This is a genomic window from Mycolicibacterium sp. XJ879, assembly GCF_053483935.1.
Genome location: NZ_JBEFTH010000003.1, coordinates 395,366 through 414,985, shown reverse-complemented (window position 1 = coordinate 414,985; position 19,620 = coordinate 395,366). Strand labels below are relative to the sequence as shown.

20 protein-coding genes are annotated in these 19,620 nt (G+C 68.5%); 15 read left to right on the top strand and 5 right to left on the bottom strand.

What is annotated here, in order from left to right:
* The first annotated feature begins 122 nt into the window (after window positions 1-122).
* The 6 genes from ttfA to nhaA are packed head-to-tail and all read left to right on the top strand — an operon-like array spanning window position 123 to window position 6,243.
* Entirely contained in the window at window positions 123-938 is an 816-nt protein-coding gene (gene ttfA / locus ABQF13_RS09280; RefSeq protein ID WP_448392432.1) for a trehalose monomycolate transport factor TtfA, read from the top strand.
* 14 nt (window positions 939-952) lie between these two features.
* Window positions 953-1,741, top strand: coding sequence for an SDR family NAD(P)-dependent oxidoreductase (locus tag ABQF13_RS09275; RefSeq protein WP_448392431.1), 789 nt, complete (start codon window positions 953-955; stop codon window positions 1,739-1,741).
* A gap of 12 nt (window positions 1,742-1,753) precedes the next feature.
* Window positions 1,754-2,653, top strand: coding sequence for a hypothetical protein (locus tag ABQF13_RS09270; protein ID WP_448392430.1), 900 nt, complete (start codon window positions 1,754-1,756; stop codon window positions 2,651-2,653).
* Window positions 2,646-3,287: a TrmH family RNA methyltransferase gene (locus ABQF13_RS09265; protein ID WP_448392429.1), complete on the top strand. Its 642-nt coding sequence runs from the start codon at window positions 2,646-2,648 to the stop codon at window positions 3,285-3,287. Before ABQF13_RS09270 ends, ABQF13_RS09265 begins: the two co-directional genes overlap by 8 nt.
* Before the next feature lie 14 nt (window positions 3,288-3,301).
* Window positions 3,302-4,402 (top strand): glycoside hydrolase family 76 protein, encoded by a 1,101-nt coding sequence (locus ABQF13_RS09260; RefSeq protein WP_448392428.1) that lies wholly within the window; start codon window positions 3,302-3,304, stop codon window positions 4,400-4,402.
* Window positions 4,399-6,243 carry a Na+/H+ antiporter NhaA gene (gene nhaA, locus ABQF13_RS09255; RefSeq protein WP_448392427.1) on the top strand — a complete coding sequence of 615 codons (1,845 nt, stop codon included), beginning with the start codon at window positions 4,399-4,401 and terminating at the stop codon, window positions 6,241-6,243. The genes ABQF13_RS09260 and nhaA overlap by 4 nt, the downstream gene beginning before the upstream one ends.
* On the opposite strand, the gene ABQF13_RS09250 is transcribed toward nhaA, so the two are convergent.
* On the bottom strand, window positions 6,240-7,217 hold the full coding sequence (locus tag ABQF13_RS09250) for a LysR family transcriptional regulator (RefSeq protein WP_448392426.1): 978 nt from the start codon (window positions 7,215-7,217) through the stop codon (window positions 6,240-6,242). The genes nhaA and ABQF13_RS09250 overlap by 4 nt on opposite strands.
* Window positions 7,218-7,354: 137 nt before the next feature.
* Here ABQF13_RS09250 and ABQF13_RS09245 point away from each other — a divergent pair, with 137 nt between their 5' ends.
* The 7 genes from ABQF13_RS09245 to ABQF13_RS09215 are packed head-to-tail and all read left to right on the top strand — an operon-like array spanning window position 7,355 to window position 14,641.
* A complete protein-coding gene (locus tag ABQF13_RS09245; protein WP_448392425.1) occupies window positions 7,355-8,227 on the top strand; it encodes an FAD binding domain-containing protein in 873 nt (290 codons plus the stop codon).
* An 18-nt stretch (window positions 8,228-8,245) separates the two neighbouring features.
* Window positions 8,246-8,728, top strand: coding sequence for a (2Fe-2S)-binding protein (locus tag ABQF13_RS09240; protein WP_448392424.1), 483 nt, complete (start codon window positions 8,246-8,248; stop codon window positions 8,726-8,728).
* Window positions 8,725-11,127, top strand: a complete 2,403-nt coding sequence (locus ABQF13_RS09235) for an aerobic carbon-monoxide dehydrogenase large subunit (protein ID WP_448392423.1) — start codon at window positions 8,725-8,727, stop codon at window positions 11,125-11,127. Before ABQF13_RS09240 ends, ABQF13_RS09235 begins: the two co-directional genes overlap by 4 nt.
* 8 nt (window positions 11,128-11,135) lie before the next feature.
* Window positions 11,136-11,882: an XdhC family protein gene (locus ABQF13_RS09230; RefSeq protein WP_448392422.1), complete on the top strand. Its 747-nt coding sequence runs from the start codon at window positions 11,136-11,138 to the stop codon at window positions 11,880-11,882.
* The gene (locus tag ABQF13_RS09225; protein ID WP_448392421.1) at window positions 11,879-12,766 is read left to right on the top strand and encodes an AAA family ATPase; all 888 of its coding nucleotides are present in this window, start codon (window positions 11,879-11,881) and stop codon (window positions 12,764-12,766) included. Before ABQF13_RS09230 ends, ABQF13_RS09225 begins: the two co-directional genes overlap by 4 nt.
* Window positions 12,767-12,785: 19 nt before the next feature.
* A complete protein-coding gene (locus ABQF13_RS09220; protein ID WP_448392420.1) occupies window positions 12,786-13,442 on the top strand; it encodes an SRPBCC family protein in 657 nt (218 codons plus the stop codon).
* A gap of 2 nt (window positions 13,443-13,444) precedes the next feature.
* Complete coding sequence (locus tag ABQF13_RS09215) at window positions 13,445-14,641, top strand: vWA domain-containing protein (protein ID WP_448392419.1); 1,197 nt, start codon at window positions 13,445-13,447, stop codon at window positions 14,639-14,641.
* Here the strand turns inward: ABQF13_RS09215 and ABQF13_RS09210 are convergent.
* A complete protein-coding gene (locus tag ABQF13_RS09210; protein ID WP_448392679.1) occupies window positions 14,638-15,315 on the bottom strand; it encodes a DedA family protein in 678 nt (225 codons plus the stop codon). The genes ABQF13_RS09215 and ABQF13_RS09210 overlap by 4 nt on opposite strands.
* 130 nt (window positions 15,316-15,445) lie before the next feature.
* On the opposite strand from ABQF13_RS09210, the gene ABQF13_RS09205 reads away from it, so the two are divergent.
* Complete coding sequence (locus ABQF13_RS09205; protein ID WP_448392418.1) at window positions 15,446-16,459, top strand: alcohol dehydrogenase catalytic domain-containing protein; 1,014 nt, start codon at window positions 15,446-15,448, stop codon at window positions 16,457-16,459.
* Between the two features lie 44 nt (window positions 16,460-16,503).
* On the opposite strand, the gene ABQF13_RS09200 is transcribed toward ABQF13_RS09205, so the two are convergent.
* Window positions 16,504-17,352: an Rv0361 family membrane protein gene (locus tag ABQF13_RS09200; RefSeq protein ID WP_448392417.1), complete on the bottom strand. Its 849-nt coding sequence runs from the start codon at window positions 17,350-17,352 to the stop codon at window positions 16,504-16,506.
* Between the two features lie 92 nt (window positions 17,353-17,444).
* Between ABQF13_RS09200 and ABQF13_RS09195 the strand changes: the two genes are divergently transcribed.
* Entirely contained in the window at window positions 17,445-17,861 is a 417-nt protein-coding gene (locus tag ABQF13_RS09195) for a DUF3151 domain-containing protein (protein ID WP_448392416.1), read from the top strand.
* Here the strand turns inward: ABQF13_RS09195 and ABQF13_RS09190 are convergent.
* Window positions 17,858-18,748: a cation diffusion facilitator family transporter gene (locus ABQF13_RS09190; RefSeq protein ID WP_448392415.1), complete on the bottom strand. Its 891-nt coding sequence runs from the start codon at window positions 18,746-18,748 to the stop codon at window positions 17,858-17,860. The two genes, ABQF13_RS09195 and ABQF13_RS09190, sit on opposite strands and share 4 nt — an antisense overlap.
* Window positions 18,749-18,823: 75 nt before the next feature.
* Window positions 18,824-19,603 (bottom strand): site-2 protease family protein, encoded by a 780-nt coding sequence (locus ABQF13_RS09185; protein WP_448392414.1) that lies wholly within the window; start codon window positions 19,601-19,603, stop codon window positions 18,824-18,826.
* Window positions 19,604-19,620: the final 17 nt, after the last annotated feature.

Genomic DNA, 19,620 nt, shown 5'->3' with positions numbered 1-19,620 from the left:
CTGCATTCCGGCAGCGAAATGTCGAGTAGACACCTGCCGGAATACAGTTTCGCGGCTCGGATGCGGGACCGTGACCAATCCGAGTTCGGGATTTGGCTGTCCGTGCCAGTAGGCTGAGCGTAATGGTGCCGCTTTGGTTCACGCTGTCCGCACTCTGTTTCGTGGGTGCGGCGGTGCTGCTGTACGTCGACATCGATCGTCGACGCGGGCTGGGCCGACGACGCAAGTCGTGGGCCAAGTCGCACGGGTTCGACTACGAACACGAATCCTCGGACATCCTCAAACGCTGGAAGCGCGGGGTGATGTCGACGGTCGGCGACGTGAGCGCCAAGAACGTGGTGCTCGGTCAGATCCGCGGCGAAGCGGTGTTCATCTTCGACCTCGAAGACGTCGCGACGGTGATCGCGCTGCACCGCAAGGTGGGCACCAACGTCGTCGTCGACCTGCGGCTCAAGGGAATCGCCGAGCCGCGCGAGAACGACATCTGGCTGCTGGGCGCCATTGGGCCGCGGATGGTCTACTCGACCAACCTCGACGCCGCCCGGCGCGCATGTGACCGGCGGATGGTCACGTTCGCCCACACCGCCCCCGACAGCGCCGAGATCATGTGGAACGAGGAGCACTGGACACTGGTCTCCATGCCGGTGACGTCCACCCGCGCCCAGTGGGACGAGGGTTTGCGCACGGTGCGCCAGTTCAACGACCTGCTTCGGGTGCTGCCGCCGACGCCGCAGTCCGGTGCGCAGGCCGCGCCGGCCCGACGCAATGCGGCACCGAGCCGCCCCCTGGTACCGGGCCGCGCAGAAGCTCACCCGCCCGCCCGCCCAGATCCGCCCGAGCGCGCCGGTCGCTACCCACAGCCGCCGGCTCCGCCCGAAGGCGTCCGCCGCCCGCCGCAGGCGCGTAATGGACGGCAGTCACCGCACTACCAGCGGTAAGTACCCTCTTAGGCATGTCACGCCCTGTCGCGCTGATCACCGGACCGACGGCCGGCCTTGGTGAGGGGTTCGCGCGCCGGTACGCCCTCGACGGCTACGACCTGGTGCTGGTCGCCAGGGACGCCGAGCGTCTCGAACGCCTGGCCGCCGAACTGCGCAGCGAAGGCGGCGCGGACGTCGAAGTGATCGTCGCCGATCTCGCCGAAGCCACCGACCGGGCCAAGGTCGCCGACCGGCTGACCGCCGGGGTGCAGGTCCTGGTCAACAACGCCGGGTTCGGCACCTCCGGCGAGTTCTGGACCGCCGACTACGCGCTGCTGCAGTCCCAGCTCGACGTCAACGTCACCGCGGTCATGCAGCTCACCCACGCCGCCTTGCCCCCGATGCTGGCCGCCCACGACGGCACCGTGATCAACGTCGCCAGCGTCGCCGGGTTGCTGCCCGGGCGCGGTTCGACGTACTCGGCGTCGAAGGCCTGGGTGGTCGCGTTCTCCGAGGGGCTGGCCAACGGGCTGGGCGGCACCGGCGTCGGTGTCTATGCGCTGTGCCCGGGATTCATCCGCACCGAGTTCCACCAGCGCGCGGGCATCGAGATGAGCGGCACCCCCTCGATTCTGTGGCTGCAGGTCGACGACGTGGTGCGCGAGACGATGGCCCACGTGCGCAAGGACACCAAGAAGAACGCTGTCGTGATCGTTCCCGGGCTGCAGTACAAGGTGCTCACCACTGGAGGGCGCCTCATACCGCGCAGGCTGGTGCGGGCCATGACGAAAGTTGTTGGCCGTGGCCGGAACAGAACCTAGATCCGGACATACGTGCGCGCGCTGATCGCGACGCTGGCCGCGGTTGTCGTCGTCGCGGCCCCGGCGTGTTCCACCGACGACCGGCTCGAATCTCCCTACGCCGCGCAGACCGCCGCCGTCGGCGAATCGCTCGCGGTGCTGGGCTGGAACATGTCGGTGTCGAACCTGCGCGTCGAGGGCGACCACGTGCTGATCGACGTCGACGCCGCACCCGCACAGCCCGACGCCCCGCACGCCAAGCCCGAGGACATCAGGTTCGGCCTCTACGGTGCGCTGGCCCACCCGATCGAGGCCAACGCCATCGGCGGCTGCCGTGACGTCACAAACCTTGCGCTGCAACCGGTTTCTGAATCCACGCCGGACCGGATGTCGGGCACGGTGTGCCTGGGCCCGCACCGCGACCTGGTGCAGGTGCGCGGGGTGTACGTGTACTCGCCGCAGGACCGGATCGCCGGTACGACGACGGCTCATCCGGCGGCGTTCCCGGTCGGGTTGCCGCCGACGAAGGACAACGAGACCGGCCTGTCGATCCAGACCACGAGCCTCGACGCGTTCCGTGCCGACGGGGCGATGCTGGGCCCGAACGCGCTCGGCGACCCCGACGCGTTCCAAGGCGGGGGCTACATGCTGCTCGGGCTCGAGATCAGCGGCCTGGCAGAGCAATACCGCGAAGCCTCGCTGCGCCGAGGTGGCCCGACGATGATCGTGGTGTCACCGACGCTGCCCGTGCCGGGACTGAGCCACGCCTGCGACGTCTACGGCGCCTCGGTCCTGGTGCTGCCCGACGCGTCGCGCGACGCGGTGCAGGTGCGGGTGTCGCTGTGTTCGCAGGGCGAAATCAACCAGGCCCTGTTGTACAGCACCGTTTCGGTGATCGGCACCCACGCCGGGCTGTGGATCGCCGATGGATGAGCCTGGCCCTACCGAATGGGGGCAGCGCCCCGGCGTCGGACCGTGGCAGGGCCCGCAGCCCGACGACCCGCGCTACGACCCCGCGCTGCTGCGTGACGGCGACACCCGCAATGTCGTTGACGCTTATCGCTATTGGACACGTGAAGCGATCGTCGCCGACATCGACACCAGACGGCACCCGCTGCACATCGCGATCGAGAACTTCGGCAACGACGCCAACATCGGCGCCGTGGTGCGCACCGCGAACGCGTTCGCCGTCGACACCGTGCACATCGTCGGGCGGCGGCGTTGGAACCGGCGCGGCGCCATGGTGACCGACCGCTATCAGCGGTTGCGCCACCACGACACCACCGCGGCGCTGCTGGCGTTCGCCGCCGATGCCGGGTTGACCGTCGTCGCCGTCGACAACGTGCCGGGCGCCGCGCGCATCGAACACACCGCGCTGCCGCGGCAGTGCCTGATGATCTTCGGTCAGGAGGGCCCCGGCATCACCGACGACGCCAAGACCGGCGCGGCCCTCACCTTGTCGATCGCGCAGTTCGGATCCACCCGCAGCATCAACGCCGCCGTCGCCGCGGGTATCGCGATGCATACCTGGATCACCCAACACGGGGACATTTCGACGGCCTGGTAGGGCAGGATCAACACATGGATCAGGTATGGGCCAACCGCGCAGCCAGCGCCGAAGCCGCGATCGAGAAACGACACCTGAGAAAGCTGTGGGGGCTGCCCGGCACACAACTCGGCGTGGTCGCCTGGCCCCCGGCGCGCAACCACCGATGGTTCGGCACCTGGCACTACTGGTGGCAGGCCCATCTGCTCGACAACCTGGTCGACGCGCAGGTCCGCGACCCTTCGCCCGAGCGGGAGAAGGCGATCCGCAACCAGATCCGCGCCCACTGGCTGCGCAACACCGGCTGGGTCAACGACTACTACGACGACATGGCCTGGCTGGCGCTGGCGCTGGAGCGCGCCGGGCGGCTGGCCGGCGTCGAATACCCCAAGGCGCTGAAGAGGCTGGCCGAACAGTTCGTCAACGCGTGGGTGCCCGAAGACGGCGGTGGCATCCCGTGGCGCAAACAGGACCAGTTCTTCAACGCTCCCGCCAACGGGCCGGCCGCCATTTTCCTCGCCCGCTACGATGACCGGCTGCGGCGCGCACAGCAGATGGCCGACTGGCTCGACGAGACCCTGATCGACCCGGAAACTCATCTGGTGTTCGACGGCATCAAGGCCGGCTCGCTGGTGCGCGCCCAGTACACCTACTGCCAGGGCGTCGTGCTCGGTTTGGAAACCGAGCTCGCCGTGCGCACCGAGGACCCCGACCACGCCCGGCGGGTGCATCGGCTCGTCAACGCCGTCAAGGACCACATGGCACCGGGCGGGGTGATCCGCGGAGCAGGCGGCGGCGACGGCGGGCTGTTCAACGGAATTTTGGCTCGCTACCTCGCGTTGGTCGTCACCATGCTGCCGCAAAATGACCCGCAGGACGCCGCGGCGCGCGACACCGCCCGCTCACTGGTGCTGGACTCCGCGCAGGCCGCCTGGGACAACCGCCAAACCGTCGACGGTCTGCCGCTGTTCCCCGCGTTCTGGGACCGTGTCGCCGAAATACCCACGGTCGCAAGCGAAGAAGCGCAGTTCGTGGCGGGTGCCGTCAACGCCTCCGAGGTGGCCGAACGTGACCTATCGGTACAGCTGGCCGGCTGGATGTTGATGGAAGCCGCGCACGCCGCCTCCCAAACGTGACCGCCGCATCCGCGCCGCGGATCATCCGCCTGCTGCCCGCACGGTTCAGTCGCGACGGCAGGGCGTCGCACACCGGTGAGAACAGCGCGGCGGCGCTGCTGCTTACCTTCACGCTCATCGCCATCCTCTGGGCGAATTCACCGTGGGACCAGAGCTATTGGGCCTTCTTGGATACCCACATCGGGTTCACGTTCGGGACCAGCAGCTACGAGCTGACCGTCAAGCATCTGGTCAACGACGGCCTGATGACGTTCTTCTTCTTCATCGTCGGCCTCGAGGTCACCCGCGAGTTCACAATTGGCGAGCTCACCGACCGCTCGCGGGCGGCAGTGCCCGTCGCCGCCGCGATCGCCGGGCTGGTGCTGCCCGCGCTCATCTTCGTCCTGATCAACTCATCGGGAGAGAACGCGCACGCGTGGGGTGTGGTGATCTCCACCGATACCGCGTTCTTGGTCGGTGCGCTGGCCATCATCAAACCCAAATTCCCTGGGCGGCTACGGATCTTCCTGTTGACACTGGCGGTGGTCGACGACGTCGGCGCGCTGATCGTCATCGCGGTGTTCTACTCCGACGCCATCGAGGTGGCGCCGCTGGTTGCGGCGATGGCGCTGATCGTGGCGATCGCGCTGGTGCGGTTTCTGCCCAAGGCCCGCGGACCGGCATATGCGGTGCTGGGGTTCGCGCTGTGGGTGGCGTTGGCCGCCGCGGGCATCCATCCGACGCTGGCCGGTGTCGCCCTCGCGCTGCTGATCCCGGTCTTCACCCCCGAACGCCAGAGCGTCGAACAGGCGATCGAGGTGATCCGGGCGTTCCGGCAGTCGCCGAACTCGCGCTACGCGCGCACTGCGGCGCGCCGGCTGCGCGAGTCGATCTCGATCAACGAGCGACTGCAGACCGACTTCGGGCCGTATGTGTCGTATTTCGTGCTGCCACTGTTCGCGTTGGTCAATGCCGGAGTGCACCTGGACGCCGAAAGCCTTGCCGTGGCGTTCCGGTCGTCGTTGACCTGGGGCATCATCGCTGGCCTGGTGCTCGGCAAGTTCATCGGCATCACCGCCGCGACCTGGTTCACGCAGCGCAGCCGCTACGGGCAGTTGGCGCCCGGGCTGACCGTCAAGCGGCTGGCGGGCGGTGCCGCGCTGTCCGGAATCGGATTCACCATCTCGCTTTTCATCGTCGACATCGCGATCGCCGACCCCGACCGCCAGGATCAGGCCCGCATCGGTGTGCTGGCCGCCTCGCTGCTGGCGTTCGCACTCGGCTGGGCGATATTCCGGATCACCGACTGGCTCAGCCCACCAGAACCTATCGGGGTCAAGATGATTCGACCGATCGACTCCGAGCGCGACCACATCCGCGGCAACCCCGACGCCCCACTGAGCCTGGTCGAATACGGCGACTTCGAATGCCCGTTCTGCAGCCGCACCACGGGCGCCATCGACGAGGTGCTCGCCCATTTCGGTGACCAGCTGTGCTACGTGTGGCGCCACCTGCCGCTGGAACGGGCGCATCCGCGGGCCTTCGACGCCGCGCGGGCCAGCGAGGCCGCCGCGCTCCAGGACAGGTTCTGGGAGATGGGCCACGAGCTATTCGGACACCAGGACGATCTGGAGTGGTCGGATATGTACCGCTACGCGGTGGCCGCGGGCTGCGACATCGAGCAGTTCGACCAGGATGTGCGTGTGCATCCGTCGAAGGTGCTGCACCGGGTGACCGACGACGCGCAGGATGCCGAGGAGATGGACCTCAACGCGACCCCGACGTTCTTCGTCAACGGCAGGCGGCATAAGGGCCCGTGGGACGCCGCCAGCCTGATCCGCGCGTTGGAGGCGGCCCGCTAGCTCCAGAGCGTGACGTGGATCTTGGGCCGAAACCGCCGCACGCTCACACCGGCGCCCCGCAGCATCGCCTGGGTGCACCGCGGTGTGGTGATGAACCGGAGCAACTCGGAGGCGGCGGGCTGGCGGGCTGCGGGTGACAATGTCATCGCGCACCACTCGCCGGGCCGCTGCAGCCGCGGACCCTTGACGTGCACGAGCCGGCCCGCGGCCAGGTCCTTACCCACGGCGAAACCGATCGCCAGGCTGACACCGCCGACATGCTCGACCTCCTCCAATGCGGCGGCGTCACTTTGGAAGATCCGCTGTTGTCCTTCCGGAATCGCCAGATCCTCGAGCATCAAGGCGATCTCACCGTCGACGCTGCCCGCCGACGGGCCGAGCATCCACTGTTGTTCGTGCAGCGCCGAAAGGGGTGGCGGCCCATCGGCGAACGCCGCCAACGGGTTGTTGGGCGCTGTCACCGTCAGGATCTGGTAGTTGAGGAACGGCCGCAGGACGATCGACCCGTCGTCGAGGCCGCCGACGTCGTCGGCGATACGGCCCAGGGCAATGTCCACGGCCCGGGAGGCGATCAGTTCCCGGAACCGGCTCGTCGGGTGCACGCTCAGCTCCACCGAGAGGTCCTTGGCGCGCGCCGAGAACAGCTCGATGAGGCCAGGCGCCGCGTGTTCGGCGAACGCGCTGGACGCCGCGATGCGCAGCAGCCGCCGACCGTGGGCGGCCTCGGTGACCTCGATCGCCGTCTGCTGCTGCAGGCCGAGGATCTCCACGGCCCGGCTGGCCAGCCGCAGACCGCCGGGGGTGAACGCCAGACCCGCAGACGTCCGGGTGAACAACGGGTCGTCGAGTTCCTTGCGCAACTGCGCGACGTGCATGGAGATCCCGGCGTCGGATACGCCGAGTTCCTCGGCGGCCGCGTGCACCGAACCCAACCGCACGACGGCCGAGAACGCACGAAGCTGAGCCGGGGTCACGACGTGAGACTACGTCGGTAGTCGCCCGACCGGACCGAAGTCGACGGGCCAGTTAAGCGATCGCTTAACTCGCGGTTGACGCCCTGGTCAACGGCACCCACACTGGGGGCCCAGCCCAAATCTGTGAGGACGATCACATGCAGGTCCCCGGACCATTCGAATACGAACGCGCCACCAGCGTCAGTCACGCCGTCGGGCTCCTGGACCGCCTCGGAGACGGGGCGATGGTCGTCGCGGGCGGCCACAGCCTGTTGCCGATGATGAAGTTGCGCATCGCCAACCCCGAGTACCTCGTCGACATCAACGACCTGGTGGGCGAGCTGGGCTACATCGAGGTGGAACCGAGCCGGGTGCGCATCGGCGCGATGACGCGGCACCGGCAGGCCCTGGAGTCCGACGCGCTCGCCGCGGTGTGCCCGATCTTCCGGGACGCCGAGAAGGTGATCGCCGACCCGGTGGTCCGCAACCGCGGCACCGTCGGCGGCTCCCTGTGCCAGGCCGATCCCGCCGAGGATCTGACGACCGTGTGCACCGTGCTCGACGCGGTGTGCGTGGCACGCGGCCCGTCGGGAGAGCGCGAGATCCCGATCGACGACTTTCTGGCCGGGCCGTACGAGACCGCGCTGGCCCACAACGAACTGCTCACCGAGGTCCGTATCCCGCTGCGCCGGCACAGCTCCAGCGCCTACGCGAAGGTCGAGCGTCGCGTCGGGGACTGGGCGGTCGCTGCGGCCGGCGCCACGGTGACGCTGGACGGTGACACGCTGGCCACGGCTCGGCTCGGGCTGACCGCGGTCAACAGCGACCCGGCCGCGCTGGCCACCGTCGGTGCGGGCCTGGCCGGGCGGCCGGCCACCGAGGAGACGTTCGCCGAGGCGGGCCGCGACGCCGCGCAGGCGTGCAACCCGGTCAGCGATATGCGCGGCAGCGCGGAGTACAAGCGCCACCTCGCCTCCGAGCTCATCATCCGAACGTTGCGCACCGCGGTGGCGCGGGCGCGAAACAACTGAGGCCGAAGGGGTCTGAGAATGCAAGTGAACATGACCGTCAACGGCGAACCGGTGGCCGCCGAGGTTGAGCCCCGCACGCTGCTCGTGCACTTCCTGCGAGACCAGCTGCGGCTCACCGGAACCCATTGGGGTTGCGATACCAGCAACTGCGGCACCTGTGTGGTCGAGATGGACGGCGAGCCGGTCAAGTCGTGCACGGTGCTCGCTGCGATGGCCAGCGGGCGCGCCATCCGCACCGTGGAGGGCCTGGAGGTCGACGGCCAACTCGATCCCGTGCAGGAAGGCTTCATGCAGTGCCACGGGCTGCAGTGCGGCTTCTGCACTCCCGGGATGATGATCACCGCGCGCGCCCTGCTGGACAAGGATCCCGACCCCGACGAGGACACCATCCGGGAAGCCATCTCCGGGCAGATCTGCCGCTGCACCGGCTACACGACGATCGTGCGGTCCATCCAGTGGGCCGCCAAAGCCGGCGCCACAGAAGAGGCGGCGAACGCATGACCACCACCGAAGTACGCCCGGAAGAGTTGCCCGGCGACGCCGTCGACAACGACCAGAAGCCGTGCGGACACGGCCGGATGCTGCGCAAGGAGGATCCCCGGTTCATCAGGGGTCGCGGCAACTACGTCGACGACGTGGCGCTGCCGGGGATGCTGCACCTGGCGATCCTGCGCTCACCGTATGCGCACGCCCGCATTGTCGGCATCGATACCACTGCGGCACAAGCACATCCGAAGGTCAAGGCCGTGGTCACCGGCGCCGATCTCGCCGCCAAGGGGTTAGCGTGGATGCCGACGCTGTCCAACGATGTGCAGGCCGTGCTGGCCACCGACAAGGTGCGCTTCCAAGGTCAGGAGGTGGCCTTCGTGGTCGCCGAGGACCACTACTCCGCGCGCGACGCGCTCGAGCTCATCGACGTCGACTACGACCCCGTCGACCCGGTGATCGACGCCCGCCGTGCCCTCGAGCCCGACGCCCCGGTGATCCGCACGGATCTGGAGGGCAAGACCGACAACCACTGCTTTGACTGGGAAACCGGCGATGCCGCCGCGACCGAAGCCGCGTTCGCCAAGGCCGACGTCGTCGTCAGACAGGAAATCGTCTATCCCCGTGTGCATCCGGCGCCGATGGAAACCTGCGGCGCCGTGGCAGATCTGGACCCGGTCAGCGGCAAGCTGACCCTGTGGTCGACCACCCAGGCGCCGCACGCGCACCGCACCCTGTACGCGTTGGTCGCCGGGCTGCCCGAGCACAAGATCCGAGTCATCGCCCCCGACATCGGCGGCGGGTTCGGCAACAAGGTGCCGATCTACCCGGGTTACGTGTGCGCGATCGTCGGCTCGCTGCTGTTGGGCAAGCCGGTCAAGTGGATGGAGGACCGCAGCGAGAACCTGACGTCCACCGGGTTCGCCCGCGACTACATCATGCTCGGCGAGATCGCCGCCACCAACGACGGCAAGATTCTGGCGATCCGGTCCAACGTGCTGGCCGACCACGGCGCGTTCAACGGCACCGCGGCCCCGGTGAAGTATCCGGCCGGGTTCTTCGGAGTGTTCACCGGCAGCTACGACATCGAGGCCGCGTACTGCCATATGACCGCGGTGTACACGAACAAGGCGCCCGGCGGGGTGGCCTACGCCTGTTCGTTCCGCATCACCGAGGCGGTCTACCTCGTCGAGCGGTTGGTGGACTGTTTGGCCTACGAGCTGAAGATGGATCCCGCGCAGCTGCGGCTGGCGAACCTGCTCAAACCCGAACAGTTCCCGTACAAGTCCAAGACCGGATGGGTCTACGACTCCGGCGACTACGAGACCACGATGCGGCTGGCCATGGAGATGGTCGACTACGACGGGTTGCGCGCCGAACAGAAGGAGAAGCGCGCCCGCGGCGAGCTGATGGGCATCGGCATGTCGTTCTTCACCGAAGCCGTGGGCGCAGGCCCGCGCAAGGACATGGACATCCTCGGCCTCGGCATGGCCGACGGCTGCGAGCTGCGGGTGCATCCCACCGGCAAAGCCGTTGTGCGGCTGAGCGTTCAGACCCAGGGCCAGGGCCACGAGACGACGTTCGCCCAGATCGTCGCCGAGGAACTGGGCATCCCGCCCGACGACATCGACGTGGTGCACGGCGACACCGACCAGACCCCGTTCGGGCTCGGCACCTACGGCAGCCGCTCCACCCCGGTGTCGGGTGCGGCGGCCGCGCTGGTGGCACGCAAGGTCCGCGACAAGGCCAAGATCATCGCCGCGGGAATGCTCGAGGCCAGCGTCGCCGACCTGGAGTGGGACAAGGGCACCTTCCGGGTCAAAGGAGACCCGTCGGCCTCGGTCACCATCGCCGACATCGCGATGCGGGCCCACGGCGCAGGCGACCTGCCCGAGGGTCTCGAAGGCGGCCTGGACGCGTCGATCTGTTACAACCCCGAGAACCTCACCTATCCGTACGGCGCGTACTTCTGCGTCGTCGACATCGACCCCGGCACCGCGGTGGTCAAGGTGCGCCGGTTCCTCGCCGTCGACGACTGCGGCACCCGCATCAACCCGATGATCATCGAGGGGCAGGTGCACGGCGGCATCGTCGACGGGATCGGCATGGCGCTGATGGAGATGATCGCCTTCGACGAGGAGGGCAACTGCCTGGGCGGATCGCTGATGGACTACCTGATCCCGACCGCCGTCGAGGTTCCCAACCTGGAGACCGGCCACACCGTGACGCCATCGCCGCACCACCCGATCGGCGCGAAAGGAGTCGGCGAATCGGCCACCGTCGGCTCACCACCCGCGGTCGTCAACGCCGTGCTGGATGCGTTGGCGCCGTTCGGTGTTCGCCACGCCGACATGCCGCTGACCCCGTCGCGGGTGTGGGAGGCGATGCAGGGCCGGGCGCAACCGCCGATCTAGGAGCTGACATGACGATCACCGAACGCGTCACCCAATTGCGGCGCGCACGCACACCGTTCGTGCACGCCACCGTGGTACGTGCCCAACAACCCGCGTCGGCACATGCGGGCGATGAGGCGATCCTGTTGTCGGACGGCACGATCGAGGGGTTCATCGGCGGGCACTGCGCGCAGAACTCGGTACGCAAGGCCGCGCTGGGCGCGTTGCAGGCCGGGGAGAGCGTGCTGCTGCGGGTGCTACCCGACGGCGACGTGCACTATCCGGACGCTCCCGGCGCGTGTGTTGTCGTCAACCCGTGTCTGTCGGGCGGGGCGCTGGAGATCTTCCTGGCGCCCCAGGTGCCCCCACCCCTGGTCCGGCTCTGCGGCGCCACCCCGATCGCCGATGCGCTGGCCCAGATGTGCACGGTCCTGGGCTACGACGTCGCACGCGACGACGACGGCGATTTCGGCCGCGCCACCGCGGTCGTCATCGCCACCCACGGGGGACCGGAGGCCGAGATGATCCGCGCGGCGCTCGACGCCGGCGCGGGATACGTCGGGTTGGTAGCCAGCAGGGTCCGCGGCCAGGCGATCATCGACGAACTCGACCTGACCGATGCGCAGCGGCAACGTGTACACACCCCGGTGGGCCTGCCGATCGGCGCGAAGACACCGGCGGAGATCGCGGTGTCCATCCTGGCCGAGGTCATCCGGGGCATCCGCGTCGACGGCCTGACCGCCGCCCGGGCAGGGGCCGCATCGGTGGCGCGATGACCCAACGATCGGCCCTGTTCGCCGATGTCGACGACGTCGTCCGCCGCTTCGACTCCCACGATTACCTGCTGGACACCGGTACGGCGTCCGCGATCTATCTGGCGGTCACGCTCGGGCGCCCGCTGCTGCTGGAGGGTGAACCTGGTGTTGGCAAGACGACTGCTGCCAAAGTCCTTGCGGCTGTGGCAGAGTCGCCGTTGTTGCGCCTGCAGTGCTACGAAGGTCTGACCGCTGCCGAGGCACTCTACGACTGGAACTACCAGCGTCAGCTGCTGTCCATCCGACTGGCCGAAGCGCGCGGCGGCGGGATCGACGAGTCCGACCTGTACACCGAGGCGTATTTGGTGAACCGCCCGATCCTGCAGTGCGTTCGATACCGGGGACCCGGAGCGGCGATCCTGCTGATCGACGAGATCGACCGCGCAGACGACGAATTCGAAGCGCTACTGCTGGAGTTCCTGGGTGAAGCCGCCGTCACGGTGCCGGAACTGGGCACCTTTGTCGCCGACCGGCCACCGATCGTCGTGCTCACCTCGAACCGCAGCCGTGATCTGCACGACGCGCTGCGGCGGCGGTGCCTGTACCACTGGATCGACTACCCGGACCCGGTGCGCGCAGCGGACATCTTGCGCCGCACCGTGCCCGGCGCAAGCGCCCCGCTGATCGAGCACGCCGCCCAGTTCGTCGGCGCGACAAGGAGTCTCGACCTCGATAAGCCACCAGGCGTTGCGGAAACTATCGACTGGGTCGCCGCGCTCGTCGCGCTCGGGGTGACCGACCTGGTCGGTGCTGACAGTGAACGAGGTCTGGCCAGTTTGGGTGCACTGGCCAAAACCCCCGACGATTACGCGGCGATCAACGATGCGTTCGCCGAGTACCGCTGAAAACTGAGAGGAAAGCTTGATGAAAATCGCCAACGAGTTCACCGTCAGTGTCCCGGTCGAAGATACTTGGGAGCTGCTGAATGATCTCGACCAGGTCATCCCGCTCATGCCGGGAGCCCAGATGACCGGCCGCGACGGCGACGACGTGCTCGGCAAGGTCAAGGTGAAGGTCGGTCCGGTGACCAGTGAGTTCAGCGGCAAGGTGCACTTCGTCGAACAGAACGCCGAGGAGCACCGCGCGGTCATCGACGCCAAGGGTAAGGAGGCCCGCGGCACCGGAAACGCCGCCGCGACCGTCATCGCTCAGTTGCACGCCGAAGGCGACCACACCCGGGTCAACGTCGACACCGATCTGAAGGTGGTCGGCAAGCTGGCCCAGTTCGGAAGCAGCATGCTGCAACAGGTTTCGGAAAAGCTGCTCGGCCAGTTCGTCGAGGCGCTCGAGGAGAAGCTGGCCGCCGACCGGGCGGCCGCGCTGCCCGCACCCGAACACGACGGCGTTGCACCGGTGACCCCGCTGCCCCAACCCGCTGCCGCCAAGCCGCAATCGGAAGCCATCGACCTGCTGGAACTCGCCGGTGGCGGAGCGTTGAAGAAATACGCGCCTGCGGTGCTGGGTGCCGTCCTGGCCGCGGTTGTCGTGTTGATGCTCGTGCGAAAGGCCCGGCGCGGGTAACGATGACGACACCGTATCTGCTGCGCGGCGTCGATATCGCCGCCTTCGCCGTCGCGCTGGTGGATCGGTTACACAACGGTGGTGTGGCGGTCTCCGCCAGCGGACCGACAGGATTCGTCGAGGTGCTGCAACACCGATGGCCCGCCACCCGAACGCAGCTGTACTGGGCGGCGCGGCTGACCCTGGTGAACCGGGTCGAGGACATCGCGCCGTTCGACGCGGTGTTCGACAGGGTGTTCGCCGACGCCGTACTCGGCGTGGACCCGCCCGGGCTCAAACGCAGCCTCGGCACCACCGTCGCCACCGAAGTGGGCGTGCCCGGCCGCGCGGACGTCGTCGCTGAAGGCGGGCTGCCGTGGAGCACCCGGCCCGCATCGGTGACAGCGACCGACCCGCACGACGGCGATCTCGGCATCCCCGACACCCTGCCCAGCCGGATCGTGGCCTGCGCCGACGAACCGTTCGGCAGCTTCGACCCCGACGAGCTTCGGCTGCTGGGCCGGTGGCTGGAACAGTCCGTAGTGCGCTGGCCGCAGCGCCGCACCATGCGTCGCGAGCCGCATCGGACCGGTAAACGCATCGACCTGCGGGCGACCATGAAGCAGTCGCGCGAGACGGGCTGGGAGACGATGCGGGTCGCGCGAACCCGGGCCCGTGCGCACCCGCGTCGCGTCGTGCTGCTGTGCGACGTCAGCCGCTCGATGCAGCCCTACGCCACCATCTATCTGCACCTGATGCGCGCTGCGGCGTTGCGGCACAGCGGGATCCGGCCCGAGGTGTTCGCGTTCTCCACATCGCTGACCCGGCTCACCGCGGCACTTTCCCACCGTTCCGCGGAGGTCGCGCTGGCCAGGGCCAACGCCAAGGTCACGGACCGATACGGCGGAACACGCGTCGGGCACTGCGTGGGGGAACTACTGTCGGCGCCGCACGGCAACGCGCTACGCGGCGCGGTGGTGATCATCGCCTCCGACGGATGGGACAGCGATCCGCCGGAGATTCTGGATCGGGCGCTGGCGCGGGTGCGTCGGCGCGCGCAGACGCTGGTGTGGCTCAACCCCCGCGCCGCACATCCCGACTTCCGCCCGCTGGCCGGTTCGATGGCCGCCGCAATGCCCTACTGCGATCACTTTCTGCCCGCGGACTCGCTGACCGGGCTGAAGAAATTGTTCGCCGTGCTCGCCGACCAAGCGGTCTAGGACGGCTGCTCGGTGGCCGGCTGCGCGGTCCCGCCGGCGCGCTTGGCGGCGCGACGACGTTTGAGCCACTCCAGCAGCATCGGCATCACCGACACCACCACGATCGCGATGACGATCGGCTCGAGCAGGTTCTGGATGAACTCGAACTGGCCCAGCCAGTAGCCGAGCAGCGTCAATCCCACGCCCCACACGACGGCGCCGACGATGTTGTACAGCGCGAACACCGGATAGCTCATCCGGGCCGCGCCCGCGGTCAACGGCGCGAGCGTCCGCACAATCGGCACGAACCGGGCGATCACGATCGCGAACGGGCCGCGCTGCACGAAGAACTCGTGCGCCTCGTCGAGGTACCTCTGCTTGAGGAACCGGGCGTCGGGCTTGAACATCGCCGTGCCGATGTTGCGGCCGATCCAGTAACCGGCCTGACCGCCGAGGATCGCGGCGATCGGAATGAACACCAGCAGCTGCCACAGCTGGAAGTTGATGGTTTGGCCGCCCTCTTCGGCCAGCGCCGCCGTGCCCGCGGCCAGCATTCCGGCCACAAACAGCAGCGAGTCCCCCGGCAGGATCGGGAACAGCACCCCCGACTCGACGAAGATCACGACCAACAGGCCCACCAGCGCCCAGGTACCGAAGTACCCGAGCAGCGTCATCGGGTCCAGAAAGTCCGGCATGAGCGCCAGCTGGTCACTCGCCGCCAAAAAAGCCGTGGTGGTCACAACGCCCCAAGATACCGTCGCTCGCGCCGATCCAGGAAAACGTCGTCGGCGGGCGCCGGCGCGTCGGCGCCACTAATCTTCGAATATGCCGACGCACAGAGCCGTCCTTGTGGAATCCGCCGGTGCGCCCCTGGTGCTCAGCGACGTCGAGACGACGTCACCGCCGCGCGACCACGTGCGCATCGCCGTCGCGGCGTGCGGGGTGTGCGGCACCGACCACGGCATCGTCAACGGCGGGTTCCCGGGGATGACATGGCCGGTCACGCCGGGGCACGAACTCAGCGGCACGATCGCCGAACTCGGCGACGGCGTCGACACATTCGCGGTCGGTGACCGGGTCGTGGTCGGCTGGTTCGGCGGCAACTGCAACAGATGCGTGCCGTGCCGCAAAGGTCAGTTCCTGCAGTGCGTGCGGATGCAGGTGCCGAGCTGGCACTATCCGGGCGGCTATGCCGAGTCGGCCGTCGTACCGGTGACCGCGTTGGCGCGCATCCCGGATGAGTTGTCCTTCGCCGAGGCAGGCCCGATGGGCTGCGCCGGCGTCACCACCTTCAACGCGCTGCGACGCACCGCGGCCCGGCCCGGCGACCTCGTCGCCGTGGTCGGCGTCGGCGGGCTCGGACATCTCGGGGTGCAGTGGGCCAGGGCGATGGGCTTCGAAACGGTCGCGGTCGCCCGCGGTGCCGACAAAGCCGACGACGCGCGCACCCTCGGTGCACACCACTACGTCGATTCCACCGCCGAGGACGTCGCGGCGGCGCTTCAGGCGCTCGGTGGCGCGTCCGTGGTGTTGGCGACCGCAGCGAACTCGGCGGCGATCGGCCAGGCCGTCGGCGGTCTCGGCCCCGAGGGCGATCTGGTGGTCGTCGGCGTGTCACCCGATCCGTTGCCGATCACTCCGGGGGAGTTGATCATGGCCGGGCGTCGCGTGACCGGGCACCCTTCGGGCACGTCGCGCGATGTGGAGGAGACCATGCGCTTCGCCGTACAGACGGGGGTGCGGGCCTGGATCGAGGAGCGGCCGCTGGCCGAGGCCGCCGATGCGTACGCCGCGATGGCGGCCGGCCGCGCACGCTACCGCGTGGTCCTCACCATGTGATTTGGGCGCGCCTACGCCCGCTCAGCGTCCATGAGCGCGCCGAATCACGCTTGCGGCGCCTGGCAGATCTTCCACTGGTCGTCGCGGAACTGCAGGTCGAAACTGCGGGTCGAGCGGGTCTGCGGGGCGAACGCCATGAACGTGGTGACGTTGGCCTCGGCGTGGTCGCCGTTGACCACCACCTCGTCGATGCTGGCCACCACCGGGTACTGCTTGGCCGCCGCGACGCGGGCGTGGGTCTCGGCCCACGCCTGGTCGTTGTACTTGACGTAGCTGTCGCGGGTGGCGCCGCAGGTGATGCTGCGCAGGGTGGCCAGATCGCCGTTCTGGATCGCGATGTCGAAGTTCTGGATCGTCGAGCGCACCTGGTCCTGCTGCGACACCTTCGACTCCGAACCGCGCGTCAGCAACACCGTGCCGAGGATCGCGACGGCTACCAGCGCCGCGATCACCAGGACCACCGCGATCACCCAGCCCCAGCTGCGACGGTTCTGCGGCGGCGCCTTGGGCTCCTCGCCGCGAGGCGGAATCACCTGCGGTGCAACGGGTTTCTGCGGTGGTGGCGCACCCGGCGGCGGCGAGAACACCTCGGTGGCTGGATCGTGCGGGGTGTCGATCTGCTGGGTAGAGCCGGCGTCGAAACCCGACGGCGCGGTGAACCGGCGCTCGCCCGGTTGGCTCACCGGGGCCTGCTCGGTGTTGGCCTCGGCCTGCGAGATCACCTCGGTGGCCGGTTCGTGATCGGGATCCGGCGGCGGCAGCACCTCGGTGGCGGCGTCGGAATCGTGGCGCGCGACGTCGCCGGATTCGGTGGAATCTACGCGGTCGGCGTCGTCGACGGCGGCCTCGTCGACCTCGTCATCTGGCTGGTCAGGCCCTGATGGGTTCGGCATCCGTGCTGCATTCCTCCCTTACGACGCTACGGCCGGAAGCTTAATCATCCGGCCGGATCTCTGCTTTGCCCGACGCACGGCACAATGGGGCCATGACGCGGATGGGTGATCTCCTCGGACCGGATCCGGTACTACTTCCCGCTGACAGCGCCGCGGAAGCGGAGTTGGCGGACGCCGAGAACCCCGCCATCGTGGCGGCTGCGCATCCGACGGCGTCGGTTGCGTGGGCGGCACTGGCGGAGACCGCGCTGGCCGATGATCAGGCCGTCACCGCCTACGCGTACGCCCGCACCGGCTACCACCGCGGGCTGGATCAGTTGCGCCGCAATGGCTGGAAGGGTTACGGGCCGGTGCCCTACAGCCACGAACCCAACCGCGGGTTCCTACGGTGTGTCGCGGCGCTGGCCCGCGCCGCCGACACGATCGGCGAGGCCGACGAGTATCAGCGCTGTCTTGACCTGCTCGACGACTGCGATCCCGAAGCACGCTCGGCGTTCGGGCTGGCTTAGTCGGCCTCACACCGGCAGTCCGCGGCGTCGCCTGGCGGCTCCACCTGAACCGTTGAGTGGTCCAAACCGCGGGCCGTCAACACCGCACGCGCGTCATCGAGTACCTGCGCGGAGTCTCGCGTGCTCGTCAGGTGCGCGGTGACCATGTCCTTGCCGGGCACCAAGGTCCACACATGCAGGTCGTGCACTTCGGTGACGCCCTCGACCTCGCACAGCGCGGTGCGCAGCTCGTCGACGTCGATGTGGGTCGGTGAAGATTCCGAGAGGATTCGCAGGGCGGCGCGGGCCAGCGAGAACGCCCGCGGCAGCACCCACAACGCAACGAAGACGGCGACCACCACGTCGGCGTAGGGCCAGTTCGTGGTGACCGTGACGATGCCGGCGATCAGCACGCCCACGCTGCCCACGGTGTCGGCGAGGACTTCCATGTAGGCGCCCTTGACGGCCAGGCTGCTCTCGGAGTGCGACCGCAACAGCAGCACGACGACCGCGTTGGCGGCCAACCCGGCCAGCGCAACGACGATCATCGGTACGCCGGGCACGTCGGGCGCGTCGCCGAGCCGTTCGACCGCCTCGTAGAGGATGAACGCCGCCACCCCGACCAGCAGCACCGCATTGGCGACGGCGGTGAACACCTCGGCGCGGTGCCACCCGTAGGTGCGGGCGGGAGAGGTGCTGCCGCGGCGGGCCAGTAGCACCGCGGTCAGGCCCATGAACATCGCCACCAGGTCGGTGAGCATGTGGCCGGCGTCGGCGAGCAGCGCGATCGAGTTGATCAGCAGCGCGGTCGTGAGCTCCAGCACGAAGAATGCGGTGAGGATCGCCGCCGCGATGACCATCCGCGATACGCGGGCATCAACCGATCCGTGCGCGTGTCCGACACCCATGCCAGCAAGATATGCATAAATACGCATATATTCAAGGCGGCGGCTTGCGCGGGGCCTTTCGCCGCCCCGCAGGATCTAGAGCCAGGCGGACCAGAACCGAGTCAGCGCGTTGCCGGTACCCACGAGCTGTCGAGGCACGCCGGAGATGTCGAAGATCCACAGCACGATGTCCCAGAACCACTGGTTGAGCCCGGGGGCCAGCAGCAGGATCAGCAGGATGAAGAAGCCCCACTGCTTGACGGGTTGCAGGGCCCGCTGGGTTTCCGGGCTCAGGTGCGGTTCCAGGGCGCCGTAACCGTCGAGGCCGGGGATCGGCAGCATGTTGAGCACGAACGCGGTGACCTGCAAGAAGCCCAGGAACGCCACGCCGGACCAGAACACCGAGCGCTGCGCGTCGCGCATGACCGCGGTCAGGCTCAGCAGCAGCACCGCGAAGGCCAGGTTGACGGCTGGGCCGCCGAGGCTGACCAGAGTCTTCTGGCGGTTGGTCATGAACGACGTACGCACCCACACGGCTCCGCCGGGTAGGCCGATGCCGCCGATCGCGATGATCAGGATCGGCAGCCCGATCGACAGCAGCGGGTTGGAGTACTTGAACGGGTTCAGCGTCAGGTAGCCGCGGAGGGGGACGTCGTGGTCGCCGAAGCGCCACGCCGTGAAGGCGTGGGCGAACTCGTGCAGGCACAGCGTCACCACCCAGCCGGCGATGACGAAGATGAACACCCCGACGTAGGCCAGCACGTCCGGCGCGTCGGCGGCCGCCCATGCCAGTGCGCCGCCGGCCGCCGTCAGCGCGACGATGGCCAGGAAGACCGGGCTGGGCCGCACCGACTGGTTCAGCGGACGGATAGTCACGGCTCGAAACCTACCGC

Bases quoted from the DNA above. Each gene is read 5' to 3' on its own strand.
- ttfA (WP_448392432.1), top strand. From the start codon at position 123: ATGGTGCCGCTTTGGTTCACGCTGTCCGCACTCTGTTTCGTGGGTGCG.
- ABQF13_RS09275 (WP_448392431.1), top strand. From the start codon at position 953: ATGTCACGCCCTGTCGCGCTGATCACCGGACCGACGGCCGGCCTTGGT.
- ABQF13_RS09265 (WP_448392429.1), top strand. From the start codon at position 2,646: ATGGATGAGCCTGGCCCTACCGAATGGGGGCAGCGCCCCGGCGTCGGA.
- ABQF13_RS09260 (WP_448392428.1), top strand. From the start codon at position 3,302: ATGGATCAGGTATGGGCCAACCGCGCAGCCAGCGCCGAAGCCGCGATC.
- ABQF13_RS09245 (WP_448392425.1), top strand. From the start codon at position 7,355: ATGCAGGTCCCCGGACCATTCGAATACGAACGCGCCACCAGCGTCAGT.
- ABQF13_RS09240 (WP_448392424.1), top strand. From the start codon at position 8,246: ATGCAAGTGAACATGACCGTCAACGGCGAACCGGTGGCCGCCGAGGTT.
- ABQF13_RS09235 (WP_448392423.1), top strand. From the start codon at position 8,725: ATGACCACCACCGAAGTACGCCCGGAAGAGTTGCCCGGCGACGCCGTC.
- ABQF13_RS09230 (WP_448392422.1), top strand. From the start codon at position 11,136: ATGACGATCACCGAACGCGTCACCCAATTGCGGCGCGCACGCACACCG.
- ABQF13_RS09225 (WP_448392421.1), top strand. From the start codon at position 11,879: ATGACCCAACGATCGGCCCTGTTCGCCGATGTCGACGACGTCGTCCGC.
- ABQF13_RS09220 (WP_448392420.1), top strand. From the start codon at position 12,786: ATGAAAATCGCCAACGAGTTCACCGTCAGTGTCCCGGTCGAAGATACT.
- ABQF13_RS09215 (WP_448392419.1), top strand. From the start codon at position 13,445: ATGACGACACCGTATCTGCTGCGCGGCGTCGATATCGCCGCCTTCGCC.
- ABQF13_RS09210 (WP_448392679.1), bottom strand. From the start codon at position 15,315: ATGCCGGACTTTCTGGACCCGATGACGCTGCTCGGGTACTTCGGTACC.
- ABQF13_RS09205 (WP_448392418.1), top strand. From the start codon at position 15,446: ATGCCGACGCACAGAGCCGTCCTTGTGGAATCCGCCGGTGCGCCCCTG.
- ABQF13_RS09200 (WP_448392417.1), bottom strand. From the start codon at position 17,352: ATGCCGAACCCATCAGGGCCTGACCAGCCAGATGACGAGGTCGACGAG.
- ABQF13_RS09195 (WP_448392416.1), top strand. From the start codon at position 17,445: ATGACGCGGATGGGTGATCTCCTCGGACCGGATCCGGTACTACTTCCC.
- ABQF13_RS09190 (WP_448392415.1), bottom strand. From the start codon at position 18,748: ATGGGTGTCGGACACGCGCACGGATCGGTTGATGCCCGCGTATCGCGG.